Origin of the sequence: Burkholderia sp. Bmkn7 (genome assembly GCF_041103175.1) — a bacterium.
Classification (GTDB): Bacteria; Pseudomonadota; Gammaproteobacteria; order Burkholderiales; family Burkholderiaceae; genus Burkholderia; species Burkholderia cepacia.
Genome location: NZ_JBGCUH010000003.1, coordinates 1,700,786 through 1,714,410, shown reverse-complemented (window position 1 = coordinate 1,714,410; position 13,625 = coordinate 1,700,786). Strand labels below are relative to the sequence as shown.

The window sequence follows — 13,625 nt, the reverse complement described above, 5'->3', positions numbered from 1 at the left end:
GTGCGCCGCCCTCCGGCGCCCGGTACCGCCACTGCTTCAACTACCCTTGACTACCCTTTTCCGCGATGCCGGCCTGCACGCGCCGCACCACGGTCACGATCGACAGCACGATCAGCAGCCGCCACAGCCATGCGGCGACGCCGCCGACCGGAAACCCGAGCCCGATCCACAACGCGAACGCGCCGAGGGCGAGCGCGCGGTCGCTCTTGCCGAACGGGCCGTCGTAGCGGCGGCTCACGCCGACCAGCGGGCCGATCAGCCCCGCGCATTCGACGATCACCGCCGTCAGTGCAAACAGCCAGACGTCTGCCGGAGCGAACGCCGGAATCGCGAGAAACGGCAGCACCAGCGCGATATCGGACACGACGTCGCCGAGTTCGTTGAGGTACGCGCCGAGCGTGCTCTTCTGGTTGTGCTCGCGCGCGAGCATCCCGTCGATCGCATTGAGCGCCATCCGCACGAACAGCCACAGCGGGATCAGCAGGAACAGCGCGCGGGCAAATACGCCAAGGCCGGCGAGCGCGCCGACGACGATCGAGCCGCCGGCCGCGAACAGCGTGACCTGGTTGGCCGTGACGCCACGCTCGGCGAGCGAGTTCGCGAACGGGCGCAGGCGGTTCTGGAATTTGGGTTTGAGTGCGTAGAGGCTCATCGTTTCGTATTCGTTCTATTCACGCGGCACAGTCGGACACATTTCCCGCCGCCATGCCCCGGGCGGTGAAACGGCCCTGGACGGCCTTCCATGGACGGCCCTAATCGTCGCCGAGCGGCCCCGATGCGTCAAGCAGCGCCCGGCCCGCCAGCGCGGCGCCAATCTGGCGTTTTTGACGGAAACTCGCGATAATCCGCTGGCCCGAACGCAGCACGATCCATTCGAACTGCAAACGGGCGCTCGTGCAACAGCCGATTATCACGCCGCCGACCGGCGCATTCGCCGCGACGCAACAGCGTGTGGCGGCGAATCGTCCGATTATCGCGGACCTGCGACAGGCAGCCACGAATTTGAAAAAATTTAAACAAGGGCCGTCCGGCGCGCATCCTGCCGCGCCGGCATTCCGGGGTCCCGCTCGCCGCGCAAGCGCCGCGGGCCATGCATGCAGGCAGGAGGCGCAGCGCCGATGAACATTCTCAACGTCTGGCAGCGCGACTTCCTGCTGTCCATCGTGCGGCTCGTCGCCGGCGCGTATCCGGTCTGGCATCAGGGGCCGCCGTCCCCGACGCAGAAGATCTATTTCTCGAACCACACGAGCCACATCGACACGCTCGCGATCCTCGCCGCGCTGCCGCGCGACGTGCGCGCGGTCGTACGGCCCGTCGCCGCGCGCGACTACTGGGACAGCAGCGACGCGAAGCGCCACATCGCGCAGAAGCTGCTGAACGTCGTGCTGATCGATCGCCACCGCGAGTCCGGCGGCGACCCGCTCGACCCCGTGCGCGACGCGCTCCGGCAGGGCCATTCGATCATCATCTTCCCGGAAGGCACGCGCGGCGCCGAGATCCTGCCGCAGCCGTTCAAGAGCGGGCTGTTCCACCTCGCGACCGAGTTTCCGGACGTCGCGCTCGCGCCCGTCTATCTCGAGAACCTGCAACGGATCATGCCGAAGGGTGCGATCTGGCCGGTGCCGCTGATCTGCAAGGTGCACTTCGGCGCGAACGATGCGCTCGGTGCCCAGGAAGACAAGCCGACGTTCCTCGCCCGCATGCGCGACGCGATCGTCGCGCTCGCGCCGCCGCAGCGGCCGGCCGGCTGAACGCAGCCCCCCTTCTCCCCTTTTCCGGATATCCCTCATGCGAACTCTCTTCTGGGAACTGGTCGCGGGCGTCACGGGCGTGCTCGTCATCGCCACCGTGATCGGCGCGATCCTCGGCGCGCGCAGCGGCGGCACGAGCGCGACCATCGTCAACCTGAACCAGCGCATCCGTGCGTGGTGGGCGATGATCGCGATCATGGTCATCGCGATCAGCCTCGGCAACAACGTCACGTATCTCGTGTTCGCGGTGCTGTCCTACCTGACGCTGCGCGAATTCATCACGCTCACGCCGACGACCGCGAGCGACCACACGACGCTGTTCATCGCGTTCTTCGTCGCGATCCCCGTGCAATACCTGCTGCTCGGGATCGACTGGTACGGGATGTACTCGATCTTCGTGCCCGTGCACCTGTTCTTCGCGATGTCGCTCGTGTCGGCGCTCACGCAGGACACGCGCGAATTCCTGAGCCGCAACGCGAAGATCAACTGGGCGCTGATGGTGTGCGTGTACGGGCTGAGCCACGCGCCGGCCGTGCTGATCCTCGACATTCCGCGCTACACGGGACAGAACGCGCTGCTGCTGTTCTTCTTCCTGTTCGTCGTGCAGATCAGCGACGTGCTGCAGTATGTCGTCGGCAAGCTGTTCGGGCGCCGCAAGATCGCGCCGCAGCTGTCGCCGTCCAAGACGGTCGAGGGGTTCGTCGGCGGCGGGCTGCTCGCGACGCTGTGCGGCGCGTCGCTGTATCGCGTGACGCCGTTCAGTTTCGGCGCCGCGTTCGGGATCTCGCTCGCGATCGTGATCGCGGGCTTCGTCGGCGGCCTCGTGCTGTCGGCCGTCAAGCGCTCGCTCGGCACCAAGGACTGGGGTTCGATGATCGCGGGCCACGGCGGGATGCTCGATCGCGTCGACTCGATCTGCTTCGCCGCGCCGGTGTTCTTCCACCTCGTACGGTACCTGTACGTGTGACGCTCGGGCGGCACCGCGCCGCCCGCTCCTTCGCGCGAACGGTCAGTATCCTGCGCGCAATGCCTTCGGTACCACGTAGCGGCCGCGTGCCGCGTCGAACTTCACCGTGTAGCGCGCGTGAATCTCCTTGTCGCCGCGCGAGCCCGTTTCCGTGACCGTCAACGGATAGACGTCGCCGGTGCCGGTCGTGTCGGGCACGATCGAAAACGTGCGGCTCTCGCAACGGGACTTCGCGTTCCCGCAATCGAGCGACCCCGTGTTGTCGAGCGCTTCGTCGATGCGCGGCGCCGCCTCGACGATCGCGTTGCCGACCGGCAGCCAGATCGATCGCATCGCCATCGTATAGCCCTGCAGCGTGACGCCGTCGCCGATCGTGAAGCCGAACAGGTGCGGGCCGTACCGCTCGATGCGCACCGTACCCGGCTCGCCGCGCTTGCCGGACGCGATATCCGTCTTCTTCACCACCGGCTCGAGCGTCTTGCCGTCCGCCGCGGGCTTCAGCACGTACAGGTCGATGGTGCCCGTCGTGCCGTCCGAATCCATCCCCGGCGTGCCGTCCTGCACGGCTGCCTCGGTCTCGCCGCACACCGCGAGCAGATACCGCGGGCCGTCGGCGGTCGCGACGCGCAGCGACCCGCACGGCGAGTAAATGAAATCGCCCGCGTCCGACTGCCAGCCCTTGCGGTCCGCGCGCCAGTTGCCGTAGTGGTCGTGGAGGAACGTGCGCAGCAGGCGGTCGGCCGCAACCGGCTCGACCGCCTGCGCCGTCGCGGGCAGCACCGACGCCGGCACCGCACACGCAACGGACAGCGCCAGGCGTCGCAACAGGGGATGAACGGATGAAATCATGTCGGCGTCGGCGGAAACGGAAAGCGGCATGCGAAGTGAACGGCTGGCGGCATCGACGCGTCACCGAGCTTGCGCGACCGGTTCGGGATCGAACGCCGCCAGCCCCGGCCATGCCGCCCGCCCCCACGCACCGTCGCGCGGTGCAAGCCAGCGCTGCAGCGTGGCGTCGTCGAACGCCTTGCCGAACGGATCGGCGCGAAACCCGGCCACCCACTGCTTGCGGCCCGCGATATACGCGCTACCGAAATCCGTCCAGCTGTCGAAACAATCCTGCGCGCGCTGCGCGTTGAGCAACAGCACACGCCATGCGGTGTCCGGCTCGGTCCAGCCCATCAGCATCGCCACGCGCGCGAGGAACGCCATCCGCGCACAGGCGAACGCGAGTGCGGCACGCGGGTCGTCGGTCGGCTGCAGCGCATGCAGGTCGGCCCGAAACCATTGCGTCTCGAGCACGCGTGCGAGGTGCGCGCGCGCATCGTCGTCCGTCGCGTCGGTGCGCAACTCCATCTGATGCAGCATCTGCGCGCGCAGGAACTTGCGCGACGTGTCGTTCAGGTGGCTCGTATCCGCATCGTCGAAACCCGAGAACCCGGTCGCCTCCACGTACGGATGCGCGAGCAGCAGCGCCCAGTGCTTGCGGGCGGACAAGGTCGAATGGCGCGCACCGCGCCGGCGGAAGTAGCGCACGATACGCCACAAAATGAACAACGCGACGATCAGCTTGAGTGTCATGGTCTTCGCCCCGTCATTCGCCGGCACTGGCGCCTTGCGGCGCGTCGTAGCCGGGCCAGCGCACGTTCTCGGTTGCAAAGGCGGGCGGTGTGTCGTCCCGCTGCGCGGACGGCACCGCGGGCGCCAGCGTCGCACGCACCGCGTAACGCACCGAGCCGGCGCGCGGCGGCCGCGCCTGCAACAGTTCGGGCTGCCGCGCGGCGACCAGCCACTCGACGGTCGGCGTCGGCTCGGCGAGCCGCCCGAACAATTGCGGATGGCGCGCGACGAGCCGGGCTTGCGACGCGGCATCCGTCACGTCCTCGATCCTGCACCATCCCGACGCCGTATGGACCACACCGAGCGCGATGCAGTCGGGCGGCGTGTTATCCGTCGTCCCCAGCGTATTCAGGCACGCCAGCACGTCGTCGACATAGCGCTCGACCGGCGGCCGGTTCTGCTTGCCCTTGACCTGATCGACGTCGAGGCCGCCGTCCGCGCGCACCGCGACACCGATCGTGATGTGCGGCTGGCCGCTCGCGTCCCGGAAGCTCAGCAGCCGCAGCGCGCGCGCCTCGATCGCTTCCGCGTAGCGCCCGCCGTAGCCGCCCGTCAGCGCCTGCCGGTCGGCGAACTGCCCGAGGCAATGGCGCATCACGTAACTCTCGAACGCCATTTCGGCGCGCAGCAGCGCGCTGTCGGGCAGGAATTCGACGAAGCGGCCGTTCGCGGTTTCACACCAGGTGCGCAGCGCGTCGGGCTGGCTCTCGCGCCAGCCGCGCGCAATCCGGGCCGCCATCTCCGCATGCTCGCGTTCCCACATCGCGAGCGCCTGCGGGCAATTGACACGGTCGAGCTTGCCGTCGAGCCCGGTCCCCTTGCGCGACTCGAGGAACTCGACGAGCGTGGTTTCGAGCGCGAGAAGCTGCGGATCGCCCGGGTCGACCCAGACGACGGGCGCCAGCCTGCCGGCGTCGGCCTCGCCGATCGTCTTCGCGTCCGCACCGAAGCGCCGCGCGACCCACGCCGGCGGCGCGGCGTTACCGAGCGCCTGCCGCGCGTCGTCGAGCGACCCGATCGTGCGTGCCGGCTCGAAGTTCGCGACGACGTGCCGGTAGAAATGGTTGAGCAGCCACGCGCGCACCGCGTCGGCATCGCCTCGCGCGGTGCTGCGCGCGGCGATCGCCGCTTTCAGCGCATCGGCGTTCAGCGCGTTGCGCGGCGCATAGCCGGCCCGCCGACCGACGGCCGTCATTGCCAGAACTTCCACCAGCGCTTGCCCGGCGCGGCCGTCGCCGGGCCCGGCGCCGCGGGCGGCGCACCGGCCTCGCTGATCCGCCGCTCGATCACGTCCACCTTCAGGTCGAGCGGTTCGGCGGCGTGCCGGTTGCCGGCGAGCACCCGTTCGTAGAAATATTTCACGTCCGGCTGGCGGCCCAGTTCGTACGCCGCGTCGGCGGCCCGGAGCAGCACGTCCAGATCGCGCGACGCGTCGGCCTGCGCACGCGCGGCGTCGTACAGCGCCGATGCCTGGTCCGGATGCGACTCCGACATGTGGGCCGCGAACACGAGGCGGGCAATCAGTGCCTCGTTAGGCAACCTGCCGTCGAGCTGGTCGTGCTCGCGCTGCCAGCCGACCAGGCGCTCGAGCCAGATCGGCAATTCGTTGCAGCGATCGACGCGGTACAGCGCGCGCACCACGTCGCGCACGTACCAGTTCGGCTCGTGCCGGCTGTAACCGAATTCGGCGGCGTAGTGCCACAGCTGCTCGGCGGCTTCGAGCATCTCCTCATCCTTCCCCTGGCACGCGAGCACATAGCGCACGCCGTCGTAATGCTCGGCAAACGAACTCGCCGCGATCCCGCTGCGATGCAGGACCAGCGCTTCGTCGTAGCGCTCCTCGTCGCGATAGAGGATCGCGAGGTTGTTGCAGAGCATCGAATACAGGTGCGCGCACGCATCGTACGGATGGCCGTTGCCCGTCTCGAAGAAGCGCTCCATGCAGGCGCGGCCCTGCTCGTACACGGCGATCTTCAGGCGCTCGAGATCGGCGCGCACCGGCGCCTGTTCCGCGGGCGGCAGCGCGTCGATCGCCTCCTCGGCCCTGTCCTCGATCGAGCACGCGTAGCCGTAGCTCCACAAGCCGCTGCGCAGCGGCGGCGGCGGCAGCTTCATCGCGGCGGCGACACCCAGCGCCCGAATGCGCGCATCGGTCAGCACGAACCCGGTGCGTTTGTCGTACATCTCGCCTTCCTGCGCGGCCGCGAGCAGGCGCGCGGCCTGGGTCGTCGCGTCGATGCGGCCGGTTTCGCCGTCGTAGACGGCCGCGAGCCGCGCGATCCACGGATGGCCGGGCGCGCGCCGCAGTGCGACCTCGCGCGCGGCGTCGGCGATCGCGTAGCGCAACGCGTCGCCTTCGAGCGAGCCGAACGCGGCAAAGATCTCGCCATGCGTCGGCGAACGCGCGGCCAGCGCGTCGGGCCCTTCCGCGCCGAGTTCGACGAACCGCTCGAGCGTCGGCTGGAAACCCGCTGCGCGCATCGCGCACAGCGGCCACCAGACCGACGTGTCGGTCGGCTCGGCCAGGCGCGCATGGATGATCTGCCCGACCCGGTCGAGCATGCCGCTTTCGATCTGGTACACGTGGAAGAACGCCCGGCGCCCCGCGTCGTCGAAACGGCCCGCCTCGAGCAGCCACGGCAGTTCGTATTCGATGAAGTCGTCGCTGCCATCCGATTCGAGGCTGTGGCGCGCCATCTCGCAACGGGCCAGCGCGCCCGCGAGATCGCCTTGCGCGTGGGCGGCCCGCGCGGCGAGCCGCGCCAGCCTCACCTCGGCCTCGCGGCGCGGCGGCAGCGCCCAGTCGGCAATGCGCGACTCGACGGCCTGGCGAATGGTGTCGAGCTGCAGCGGCGCGATCTCGATCATCGCCCGGCCGATCCGCAGCCAGTCGTCGGCGTCGATGTCCTGGTCCGCGCCGGCGGATGCCATCGCAGCCACCGCGGCCTCGGCCGCCGCACGCGCGTCGTCGTCCCGGTCGAGACGCCGCAGTGCCCACGCACGCAGGCATTGCCGGTTCGCCTCGTCCCACGCGCGAAACGTGGCGCGGTCGGCAATCGCGCGGTTCAGCGCATGCCGCAGTTCGATCGCGTCGAGCGCATGCTCCGCGTGGTCGAATTCGAGCGTATCGAGAATGCGTGCGCGGACGTAGCGATCGGCATCGAGCGTCGGCGACGTGCGCAAGACGTCGTGCATCTGGCCGATCGCCTCGGTAACCGCGTCGTTCTCGCCCAGATGCCGGGCGACCTGCAGCCGGTATAGCGCGAGTTGCATGCGAATGTCGGGCCGCGCCTCGGGCGGCGCCGCGTCGTGCACGCCCGCGCCGTCCTCGTCGAGCACGGCGCGCGCGGCGGCCGGATCGCCGGCGCGCATCCACAGCGTGTGCAGGCGCGCGATCGCGTCGAGCGAATCGGCACGCAACGGCTGCGCACGCAGTCGAGCCGCAAGGTCGCTCTCGCGGCTCGAATCGCTTTCCTCGAGATCGGCTTCGAGCCGGTTCATCAGTGTGTCGAGCGGCTGGCCCGTCAGGGGCATCGTCGTCATATCGATATTGGAATGGGCGTTTGTAGTTGTATTGGCGCTGGGAGTCATCGACTTCTCCATCTCGGAATCGCGATAGCTTATCAGGAGACGGCGACCGTGCGCGGCCTCGCCATTCGCGTCGCCCGGCGTTACGATCTCGTTCTTCATCCCCGGACAGGTCGATGCGCACGGTGCGACGGCGCGACGCGCGCCGACCGGTCCCGCCGACCCGGAAACCGCATGAACCTCACCTTGCAGGATGTCGCGTGGCATCGTTCGGTCGGGCGGCTCATCGAGTCGCTCGACCAGCCGGGCTTCTGGCTGGCGCTGATCCGGCTGATCGAGGAATACGTCGCGGTCGACAGCTGGGTCGTGCTGACCTTCGGCGACGGCCGCCCGCAGGTGTTCGCCGAATGCCCGTACGAAGCCGGCGGCCCCGACCCGCTGTTCCGCGACTACGTGCAGGGCCTGTACCAGCTCGACCCGTTCTACATCGCGAACCGCGACGCGCCGAGGAGCGGCCTGTTCCGGCTGTCGGACGTCGCCCCCGAATGCTTTCGCGATACCGAGTACTACACGCTCTATTTCACGCACAACGTCGTCGAGGACGAGGTGCAGTTCAACGTCGTGCTCGACGATGCGCGCACGCTGTGCCTGTCGCTCGGCAGCAAACGACGCTTCAGCCCCGGGCAGGTTGCGCTGCTCGACCTGATCCGGCCGTGGGTGGCCGGGCTGATGCGGCAGCGGCTCGCGTTTGAGCCCGCCTCCGCGGAGCAAGCGCCGCCGCGCCGGGCCGGCGCGCACGATGGCTTCGAGCAGGCGATGGCGCGGCTCGGCACGCCGCTCACCGCGCGCGAACTCGACGTGATCCGGCTGATCCTCAGCGGCCGCTCGAACAAGGAAGTCGCGAACAAGCTGTCGATTTCCGCCGAAACGGTCAAGGTGCACCGGCGCAACATCTACGGGAAGCTCGCGATCAATTCGCAATCGGAACTGTTTTCACTGTTCCTGAAGGCGCAGGCCGACGGATAGCGCGCTCCGTCGCGCCCGTTTTCGCCCTCCTTCGTGCCTCTTTGCGGCGGCCTTCGGCGGCCGCGGCGGGATCATGCCGATGCCGTCGCGGCCCGTTGCGAACCCGCGAGCTTGAATTCGCCGACCGTCTGCGCGAGCTGAGCCGCCTGCTCGCGCAACAGCGCGGCGGCCGCAGCCGACTCCTCGACGAGGGCGGCGTTCTGCTGCGTCGAGTGATCGAGCTGCGACACGGCCTGGTTCACCTGCGCGAGCCCGGTGCTCTGCTCGTTCGCCGCGACCGTCATTTCCGCGATCACGCTCGTGATGCCGCGCACGCCCTCGACGATCTCGTCCATCGTCGTGCCGGCCGTCTTCACGAGCCCCGATCCGCCTTCGATCTTCTCGACGGACGACTGGATCAACTGCTTGATTTCCCTGGCAGCCACCGCGCTGCGTTGCGCAAGCGTGCGCACCTCGCCCGCGACGACCGCGAAGCCTCGCCCGTGCTCGTGCGCGCGCGCCGCCTCGACGGCCGCGTTCAGCGCGAGGATGTTGGTCTGGAACGCGATGCCGTCGATCACGCCGATGATGTTCGAGATCTCGGCCGACGCCTTCGTGATCTCGTCCATCGTCGCGACCACTTCGCTCACCACCTCGCCGCCGCGCACGGCAACGCCCGACGCCGATTCCGCCAGCCGGCTCACCTGCGTGGCCGCGTCGGCCGAGTTGCGCGCCGTGCCGGCGATCTCCTCGAGCGCCGCCGCGGTCTCCTGCAGGCTCGATGCCGCGTGTTCGGTGCGGCTCGACAGGTCCTGGTTGCCCTGCGCGATCTCCGCGCTCGCCACGCTCACGGATTCGCTGAATCCGCGTATCTGCAGCAGGATCGCGCTGATCTTTTCGGCGAACAGGTTGAAGGCCCGCGCGATCTGCGCGGCCTCGTCCCCGCCGTCGGCCGGCAGCCGCTTCGTCAGGTCCCCGCTGCCGCTCGCGACGTCGGTCAGCGCGTCGCGCACGAGCAGCACGCGCTTGAATGCCGCGTTCGTCAACGCGCCGACGAGTGCCGCCGCGACGCAGGCGACGACGAGGATCGCAATGAGCGTCGTCGTCGCGACGGCGCGCATGCCGGCCGTCACGTCCGACCGGTCGAGCGCTATGACGAGCGACCAGTCCGTCCCGGCGATCGGGCGCGCGCGCAGCAGCTTGGTCACACCGTCCACGTCGATCGCCACCGGTTCGGTCGCCGTCTGCAGGCCGGTGAGCCGCTCCGGCGTCAGTTCGGGCGACAGCTCGGCGGCCGGCTTCATGATCAGATCGGTCTTCGCGCCCGCGATCAGGCGCCCGCTCCTGTCGACCAGGAACGCGAAGCTCGACGGCGTCGGATGCATCGACGCCACGATCGCACTCGCACGCTCCATGTAGAGGCTCGCCGCGAGCACGCCCTTCAGCGTGCCGCCGCGAACGATCGGGGCGGCGAACGCGAACGCGGGCTTGCCGGTCGACGCGTCGCGGTACAACGCCGTGACGACGAGCCTGCCTGCGTCGACCGCCTGCCTGAACCACGGGCGCGCGGTCGGATCGTAGCCGGCCGCGAGCGGGACGTTCGAATACGCGGTGCGATCCGGCAGCCCGAGCGTGAGCACCTGGAAACCGCCCGATTTGCCGAGCAGCGTCAGCGCCGGCAGCGGATCGCCTTCGCCCGGCGTCAGCGTGTCCGCGAGCGCCTGGGTCTGCTGCGCGCGGCTCGCGACCCACTCGTCGAGCGCGAGCGCGTGGCCGGTCAGGACGGACTGCAGGTTCTGGTCGATGGTCGTGTCGTTGTGCTGCTTGACGACGTAGTACACAAGGCCGCCTGTCACGGCCAGGGCCGTGACCACGATGGCGACGCAGGTCGCCAGAATCCGGGCGCGAATCGATGACAGCATGATGACGTTGATCTCCGGTTGCCGCGTTGTTTTCGGTTGGTCAAATGGGCACTCAACCGTCCTTAACGACCGCACGCGATGCAACTTGAGGTTCGACTGGTCAGACCGGCAAAAAAAGTTGAGCCCGGGCCGGCGACAGTACGCGGGATCAATACCCCCGACGGGTTAACACGCCGGCGGGATGGGAAAACCGGCGGTTCGGCGCATACTCGGGCGTTCCGACGTCCAACGTTGCGGAGCCGGCCGCGCCGGCCCCACCCACCGAAATCGCCCATGAAACTGAAGCTCGACATCGTCCAGCTCGCCGGCCGCGACGGCGACACGCACTACAACCTGCGGCGCACGCTCGACGCGATCGCGACCTGCGCACCGGGCACCGACATCGTGATGTTTCCGGAAGCGCAGCTCACCGGCTTCCTCGATCCGTCGAACCTGGCCGAATGCGCCGAGCCGCTCGACGGCCCGAGCGTCGGCGCGGTCATCGCGGCCGCACGCGCGCGCGACGTTGCCGTCGTGGTCGGGCTGATCGAGAACGACGGCGGCCGCTTCTACAACACCACCGTGTTCGTCACGCCGGACGGCATCGCGCTGCGCTACCGCAAGACACACCTGTGGGTAAGCGAGCACGGCGTCGTGCTGCCCGGCGACCGCTACGCGACGATCGAATGGCACGGCGTGCGGATCGGCCTGCTGATCTGCTACGACAACGAATTCCCCGAAACCGGCCGCGCGCTCGCCGAACTCGGCGCCGAGCTGATCCTCATCACCGACGGCAACATGGAACCGTACCGCCCGGTCCACCGCACGTCGGCAACGGCGCGGGCGATGGAGAACCAGGTGTTCACGGTGGTCGCCAACCGCGTCGGCGGCAGCACGCACGACGTCGTGTTCGCGGGGGGCAGCCTCGCGGCCGATCCGTTCGGCAACCTGGTCTTCGAGGCCGGCAACCGCGAATCGCGCCACGCGATCGAGCTCGATTTCGACCAGCTCGCCGCGTCGCGCGCGGTTTACGACTATCGCAGGGACCAGCGCCTGCACATCGCCGGCGAACGTATCGAGCATGCGGACGGGCTTCGCGAGTTGCTGATTCCGTGACGGGGCTCGCCCGCCCGGTCGGCGCCATCCGTCACGCCCGTCACGCCCGTCACGCCGGCTCCGGCACCTCGATCGCCAGCAGCGCCGAACTGACCGACTTGCCGTGCGCGTCGAGCGCGAGCGAGCGCGTGACGCCGCCACCGAGCGCATCGCGCAGCACGAAATTGAATGCCCCGAGCGCCGGCAGTTCGTACCGCACGACGTCGCCGTGCACGATACCCGCGAGCCACGCCTTCACCGCATCGGCACCCAGATGCGTGCGCAGATGATCGTAATGGCGCGGATCGCGGCAGATCACCGACACGTTCAGCGTATTGCCCTTGTCGCCGGTGCGCGCATGCGCGAGTTCACGCAGTTGCATCATGCCTCCACGAATGAAAACGACGGCGTCACGGCCGCGCGCGGCAGCAGCACCGACTGCACGGCGATCACCTCGCGCGTCGACTTGAACGCGCCGCCGCCGCCGGCCGGCCCGTTCGTATAGAGCGTCTCGACTTCATTGCCGATCCGCGCCGCTTCGCCGGCGCTCGCCGCGCGGCCGGCCACCCGCACACGCACCTCGGCCGGCTCGCCGCGCACGGCCGGCGTCGCGTCGCCATACAGCGCATCGACGCCGATCAGGTCGAAGCGCAGCTCGGTCGCGGCGACGCCGGTCAATGCCAGCCGCTCGCGGACTATCCCGAGCGCGAGACGCGCGCGTTCGAGCGCGCCCGGGCCGCCATACGAGATCTGGCCTTCGCCGATCCAGCCGTCGACATACGCCACCGACACCTTGAGCGTGTCGGGCCGCGCCGTGCCGCGCCCGCCCGTCACGCGCACGCGGTCCGCCGCCTCCTCGGCGACGGCGACTTGCGTGAAATCCGCGACGACGTCGGGCTGCAGGTACCGCGCCGGATCGTGTATCTCGTAGAGCAGCTGTTCCTTGCAGGTCGCCGCGCTCACGCGGCCGCCCGCGTGCGGCACCTTGGTGATCACGACCGAGCCGTCCGCCGCGACTTCGCCGATCGGAAACCCGAGCCGCGCGAGGTTCGGCACGTCCTTGTAGCCGGGATCGGCGAAATAACCGCCCGTCACCTGCCCCGCGCATTCGAGCAGGTGGCCGACGACCGTCGCGGCCCCGAGCGTGTCCCAGTCGTCCATCCGCCAGCCGAACGCATGGATCAGCGGCGCGGCGAACAGCGACGGATCGGCGACGCGACCGGTCAGCACGACGTCCGCGCCGGCCGCGAGCGCGTCGACGATCGGCGCGGCGCCGAGATACGCGTTCGCGGACACGATGCGGTCGCGATACGCGGCGACGTCGTCGCCCGATTCCTCGAAGCGGAACGCGCCGCGCAGTACGACGTCGAGCACGTCGTCGCCTTCGACGGCCGCAACCTTCAGCCCGGCGACGCCGAGCGATTGCGCGATCCGGGCGGTGCGCCGTGCGGCCGCACGCGGATTCGCCGCGCCCATGTTCGACACGATGCGCACGCCCTTCGGCGCGGCGACCGGCAGCACGGCGCGCATCCGCGCGTCGAGCAGCGGGTCGTAGCCGAGCGACGGGTCCTGGCGCCGCGCCTGCTGCGCGATCGCGATCGTGCGCTCGGCCAGGCATTCGAAGACGAGATAGTCGAGCTGCCCGTGTTCGGCCAGCTCGACCGCGGGCTCGATCCGGTCGCCCGAGTAGCCGGCGCCCGCGCCGATGCGCACGCGCCGTTCAGGTTGCTTTGCTGTCATGTCCATACCGTCGTCGTC

General features: G+C 69.3%; 13 protein-coding genes. 4 read left to right on the top strand and 9 right to left on the bottom strand.

What is annotated here, in order from left to right; all coding sequences use genetic code 11:
* Positions 1–40 precede the first annotated feature (40 nt).
* Positions 41–652: a CDP-alcohol phosphatidyltransferase family protein gene (locus AB3K92_RS29510; RefSeq protein WP_021163074.1), complete on the bottom strand. Its 612-nt coding sequence runs from the start codon at positions 650–652 to the stop codon at positions 41–43.
* Positions 653–752: 100 nt separating this feature from the next.
* Positions 753–884 (bottom strand): hypothetical protein, encoded by a 132-nt coding sequence (locus tag AB3K92_RS29505; protein ID WP_269112272.1) that lies wholly within the window; start codon positions 882–884, stop codon positions 753–755.
* A 234-nt stretch (positions 885–1,118) separates the two neighbouring features.
* Between AB3K92_RS29505 and AB3K92_RS29500 the strand changes: the two genes are divergently transcribed.
* Positions 1,119–1,751, top strand: a complete 633-nt coding sequence (locus AB3K92_RS29500) for a lysophospholipid acyltransferase family protein (RefSeq protein ID WP_021163072.1) — start codon at positions 1,119–1,121, stop codon at positions 1,749–1,751.
* Positions 1,752–1,788: 37 nt separating this feature from the next.
* Positions 1,789–2,718 carry a phosphatidate cytidylyltransferase gene (locus AB3K92_RS29495; RefSeq protein WP_021163071.1) on the top strand — a complete coding sequence of 310 codons (930 nt, stop codon included), beginning with the start codon at positions 1,789–1,791 and terminating at the stop codon, positions 2,716–2,718.
* Positions 2,719–2,760: 42 nt separating this feature from the next.
* On the opposite strand, the gene AB3K92_RS29490 is transcribed toward AB3K92_RS29495, so the two are convergent.
* From AB3K92_RS29490 to AB3K92_RS29475, 4 genes are read right to left on the bottom strand one after another with little or no spacing between them, the layout of a single operon-like run.
* Positions 2,761–3,567 carry a hypothetical protein gene (locus tag AB3K92_RS29490; RefSeq protein WP_059649398.1) on the bottom strand — a complete coding sequence of 269 codons (807 nt, stop codon included), beginning with the start codon at positions 3,565–3,567 and terminating at the stop codon, positions 2,761–2,763.
* Between the two features lie 60 nt (positions 3,568–3,627).
* Positions 3,628–4,299 (bottom strand): DUF1266 domain-containing protein, encoded by a 672-nt coding sequence (locus tag AB3K92_RS29485; protein ID WP_369466410.1) that lies wholly within the window; start codon positions 4,297–4,299, stop codon positions 3,628–3,630.
* Positions 4,300–4,312: 13 nt separating this feature from the next.
* Positions 4,313–5,533, bottom strand: a complete 1,221-nt coding sequence (locus tag AB3K92_RS29480; RefSeq protein ID WP_155638464.1) for a hypothetical protein — start codon at positions 5,531–5,533, stop codon at positions 4,313–4,315.
* Complete coding sequence (locus AB3K92_RS29475) at positions 5,530–7,881, bottom strand: hypothetical protein (RefSeq protein ID WP_369466407.1); 2,352 nt, start codon at positions 7,879–7,881, stop codon at positions 5,530–5,532. The genes AB3K92_RS29480 and AB3K92_RS29475 overlap by 4 nt, the downstream gene beginning before the upstream one ends.
* A gap of 219 nt (positions 7,882–8,100) precedes the next feature.
* Here AB3K92_RS29475 and AB3K92_RS29470 point away from each other — a divergent pair, with 219 nt between their 5' ends.
* Entirely contained in the window at positions 8,101–8,892 is a 792-nt protein-coding gene (locus AB3K92_RS29470; RefSeq protein ID WP_369466405.1) for a response regulator transcription factor, read from the top strand.
* Positions 8,893–8,963: 71 nt separating this feature from the next.
* Here AB3K92_RS29470 and AB3K92_RS29465 read toward each other — a convergent pair whose 3' ends face one another.
* A complete protein-coding gene (locus AB3K92_RS29465; protein ID WP_369466404.1) occupies positions 8,964–10,793 on the bottom strand; it encodes a methyl-accepting chemotaxis protein in 1,830 nt (609 codons plus the stop codon).
* Positions 10,794–11,066: 273 nt separating this feature from the next.
* Between AB3K92_RS29465 and AB3K92_RS29460 the strand changes: the two genes are divergently transcribed.
* The gene (locus AB3K92_RS29460) at positions 11,067–11,888 is read left to right on the top strand and encodes a nitrilase-related carbon-nitrogen hydrolase (RefSeq protein ID WP_369466402.1); all 822 of its coding nucleotides are present in this window, start codon (positions 11,067–11,069) and stop codon (positions 11,886–11,888) included.
* 49 nt (positions 11,889–11,937) lie between these two features.
* Here the strand turns inward: AB3K92_RS29460 and AB3K92_RS29455 are convergent, their stop codons facing one another.
* Positions 11,938–12,249, bottom strand: a complete 312-nt coding sequence (locus AB3K92_RS29455) for a hypothetical protein (protein ID WP_027787796.1) — start codon at positions 12,247–12,249, stop codon at positions 11,938–11,940.
* Positions 12,249–13,607 (bottom strand): acyclic terpene utilization AtuA family protein, encoded by a 1,359-nt coding sequence (locus tag AB3K92_RS29450; protein ID WP_059707021.1) that lies wholly within the window; start codon positions 13,605–13,607, stop codon positions 12,249–12,251. The genes AB3K92_RS29455 and AB3K92_RS29450 overlap by 1 nt, the downstream gene beginning before the upstream one ends.
* Between the last annotated feature and the right edge of the window lie 18 nt (positions 13,608–13,625).

Bases quoted from the DNA above. Each gene is read 5' to 3' on its own strand.
- AB3K92_RS29490 (WP_059649398.1), bottom strand. From the start codon at position 3,567: ATGATTTCATCCGTTCATCCCCTGTTGCGACGCCTGGCGCTGTCCGTT.
- AB3K92_RS29510 (WP_021163074.1), bottom strand. From the start codon at position 652: ATGAGCCTCTACGCACTCAAACCCAAATTCCAGAACCGCCTGCGCCCG.
- AB3K92_RS29480 (WP_155638464.1), bottom strand. From the start codon at position 5,533: ATGACGGCCGTCGGTCGGCGGGCCGGCTATGCGCCGCGCAACGCGCTG.
- AB3K92_RS29465 (WP_369466404.1), bottom strand. From the start codon at position 10,793: ATGCTGTCATCGATTCGCGCCCGGATTCTGGCGACCTGCGTCGCCATC.
- AB3K92_RS29460 (WP_369466402.1), top strand. From the start codon at position 11,067: ATGAAACTGAAGCTCGACATCGTCCAGCTCGCCGGCCGCGACGGCGAC.
- AB3K92_RS29455 (WP_027787796.1), bottom strand. From the start codon at position 12,249: ATGCAACTGCGTGAACTCGCGCATGCGCGCACCGGCGACAAGGGCAAT.
- AB3K92_RS29475 (WP_369466407.1), bottom strand. From the start codon at position 7,881: ATGACGACGATGCCCCTGACGGGCCAGCCGCTCGACACACTGATGAAC.
- AB3K92_RS29485 (WP_369466410.1), bottom strand. From the start codon at position 4,299: ATGACACTCAAGCTGATCGTCGCGTTGTTCATTTTGTGGCGTATCGTG.
- AB3K92_RS29495 (WP_021163071.1), top strand. From the start codon at position 1,789: ATGCGAACTCTCTTCTGGGAACTGGTCGCGGGCGTCACGGGCGTGCTC.
- AB3K92_RS29450 (WP_059707021.1), bottom strand. From the start codon at position 13,607: ATGACAGCAAAGCAACCTGAACGGCGCGTGCGCATCGGCGCGGGCGCC.
- AB3K92_RS29470 (WP_369466405.1), top strand. From the start codon at position 8,101: ATGAACCTCACCTTGCAGGATGTCGCGTGGCATCGTTCGGTCGGGCGG.
- AB3K92_RS29500 (WP_021163072.1), top strand. From the start codon at position 1,119: ATGAACATTCTCAACGTCTGGCAGCGCGACTTCCTGCTGTCCATCGTG.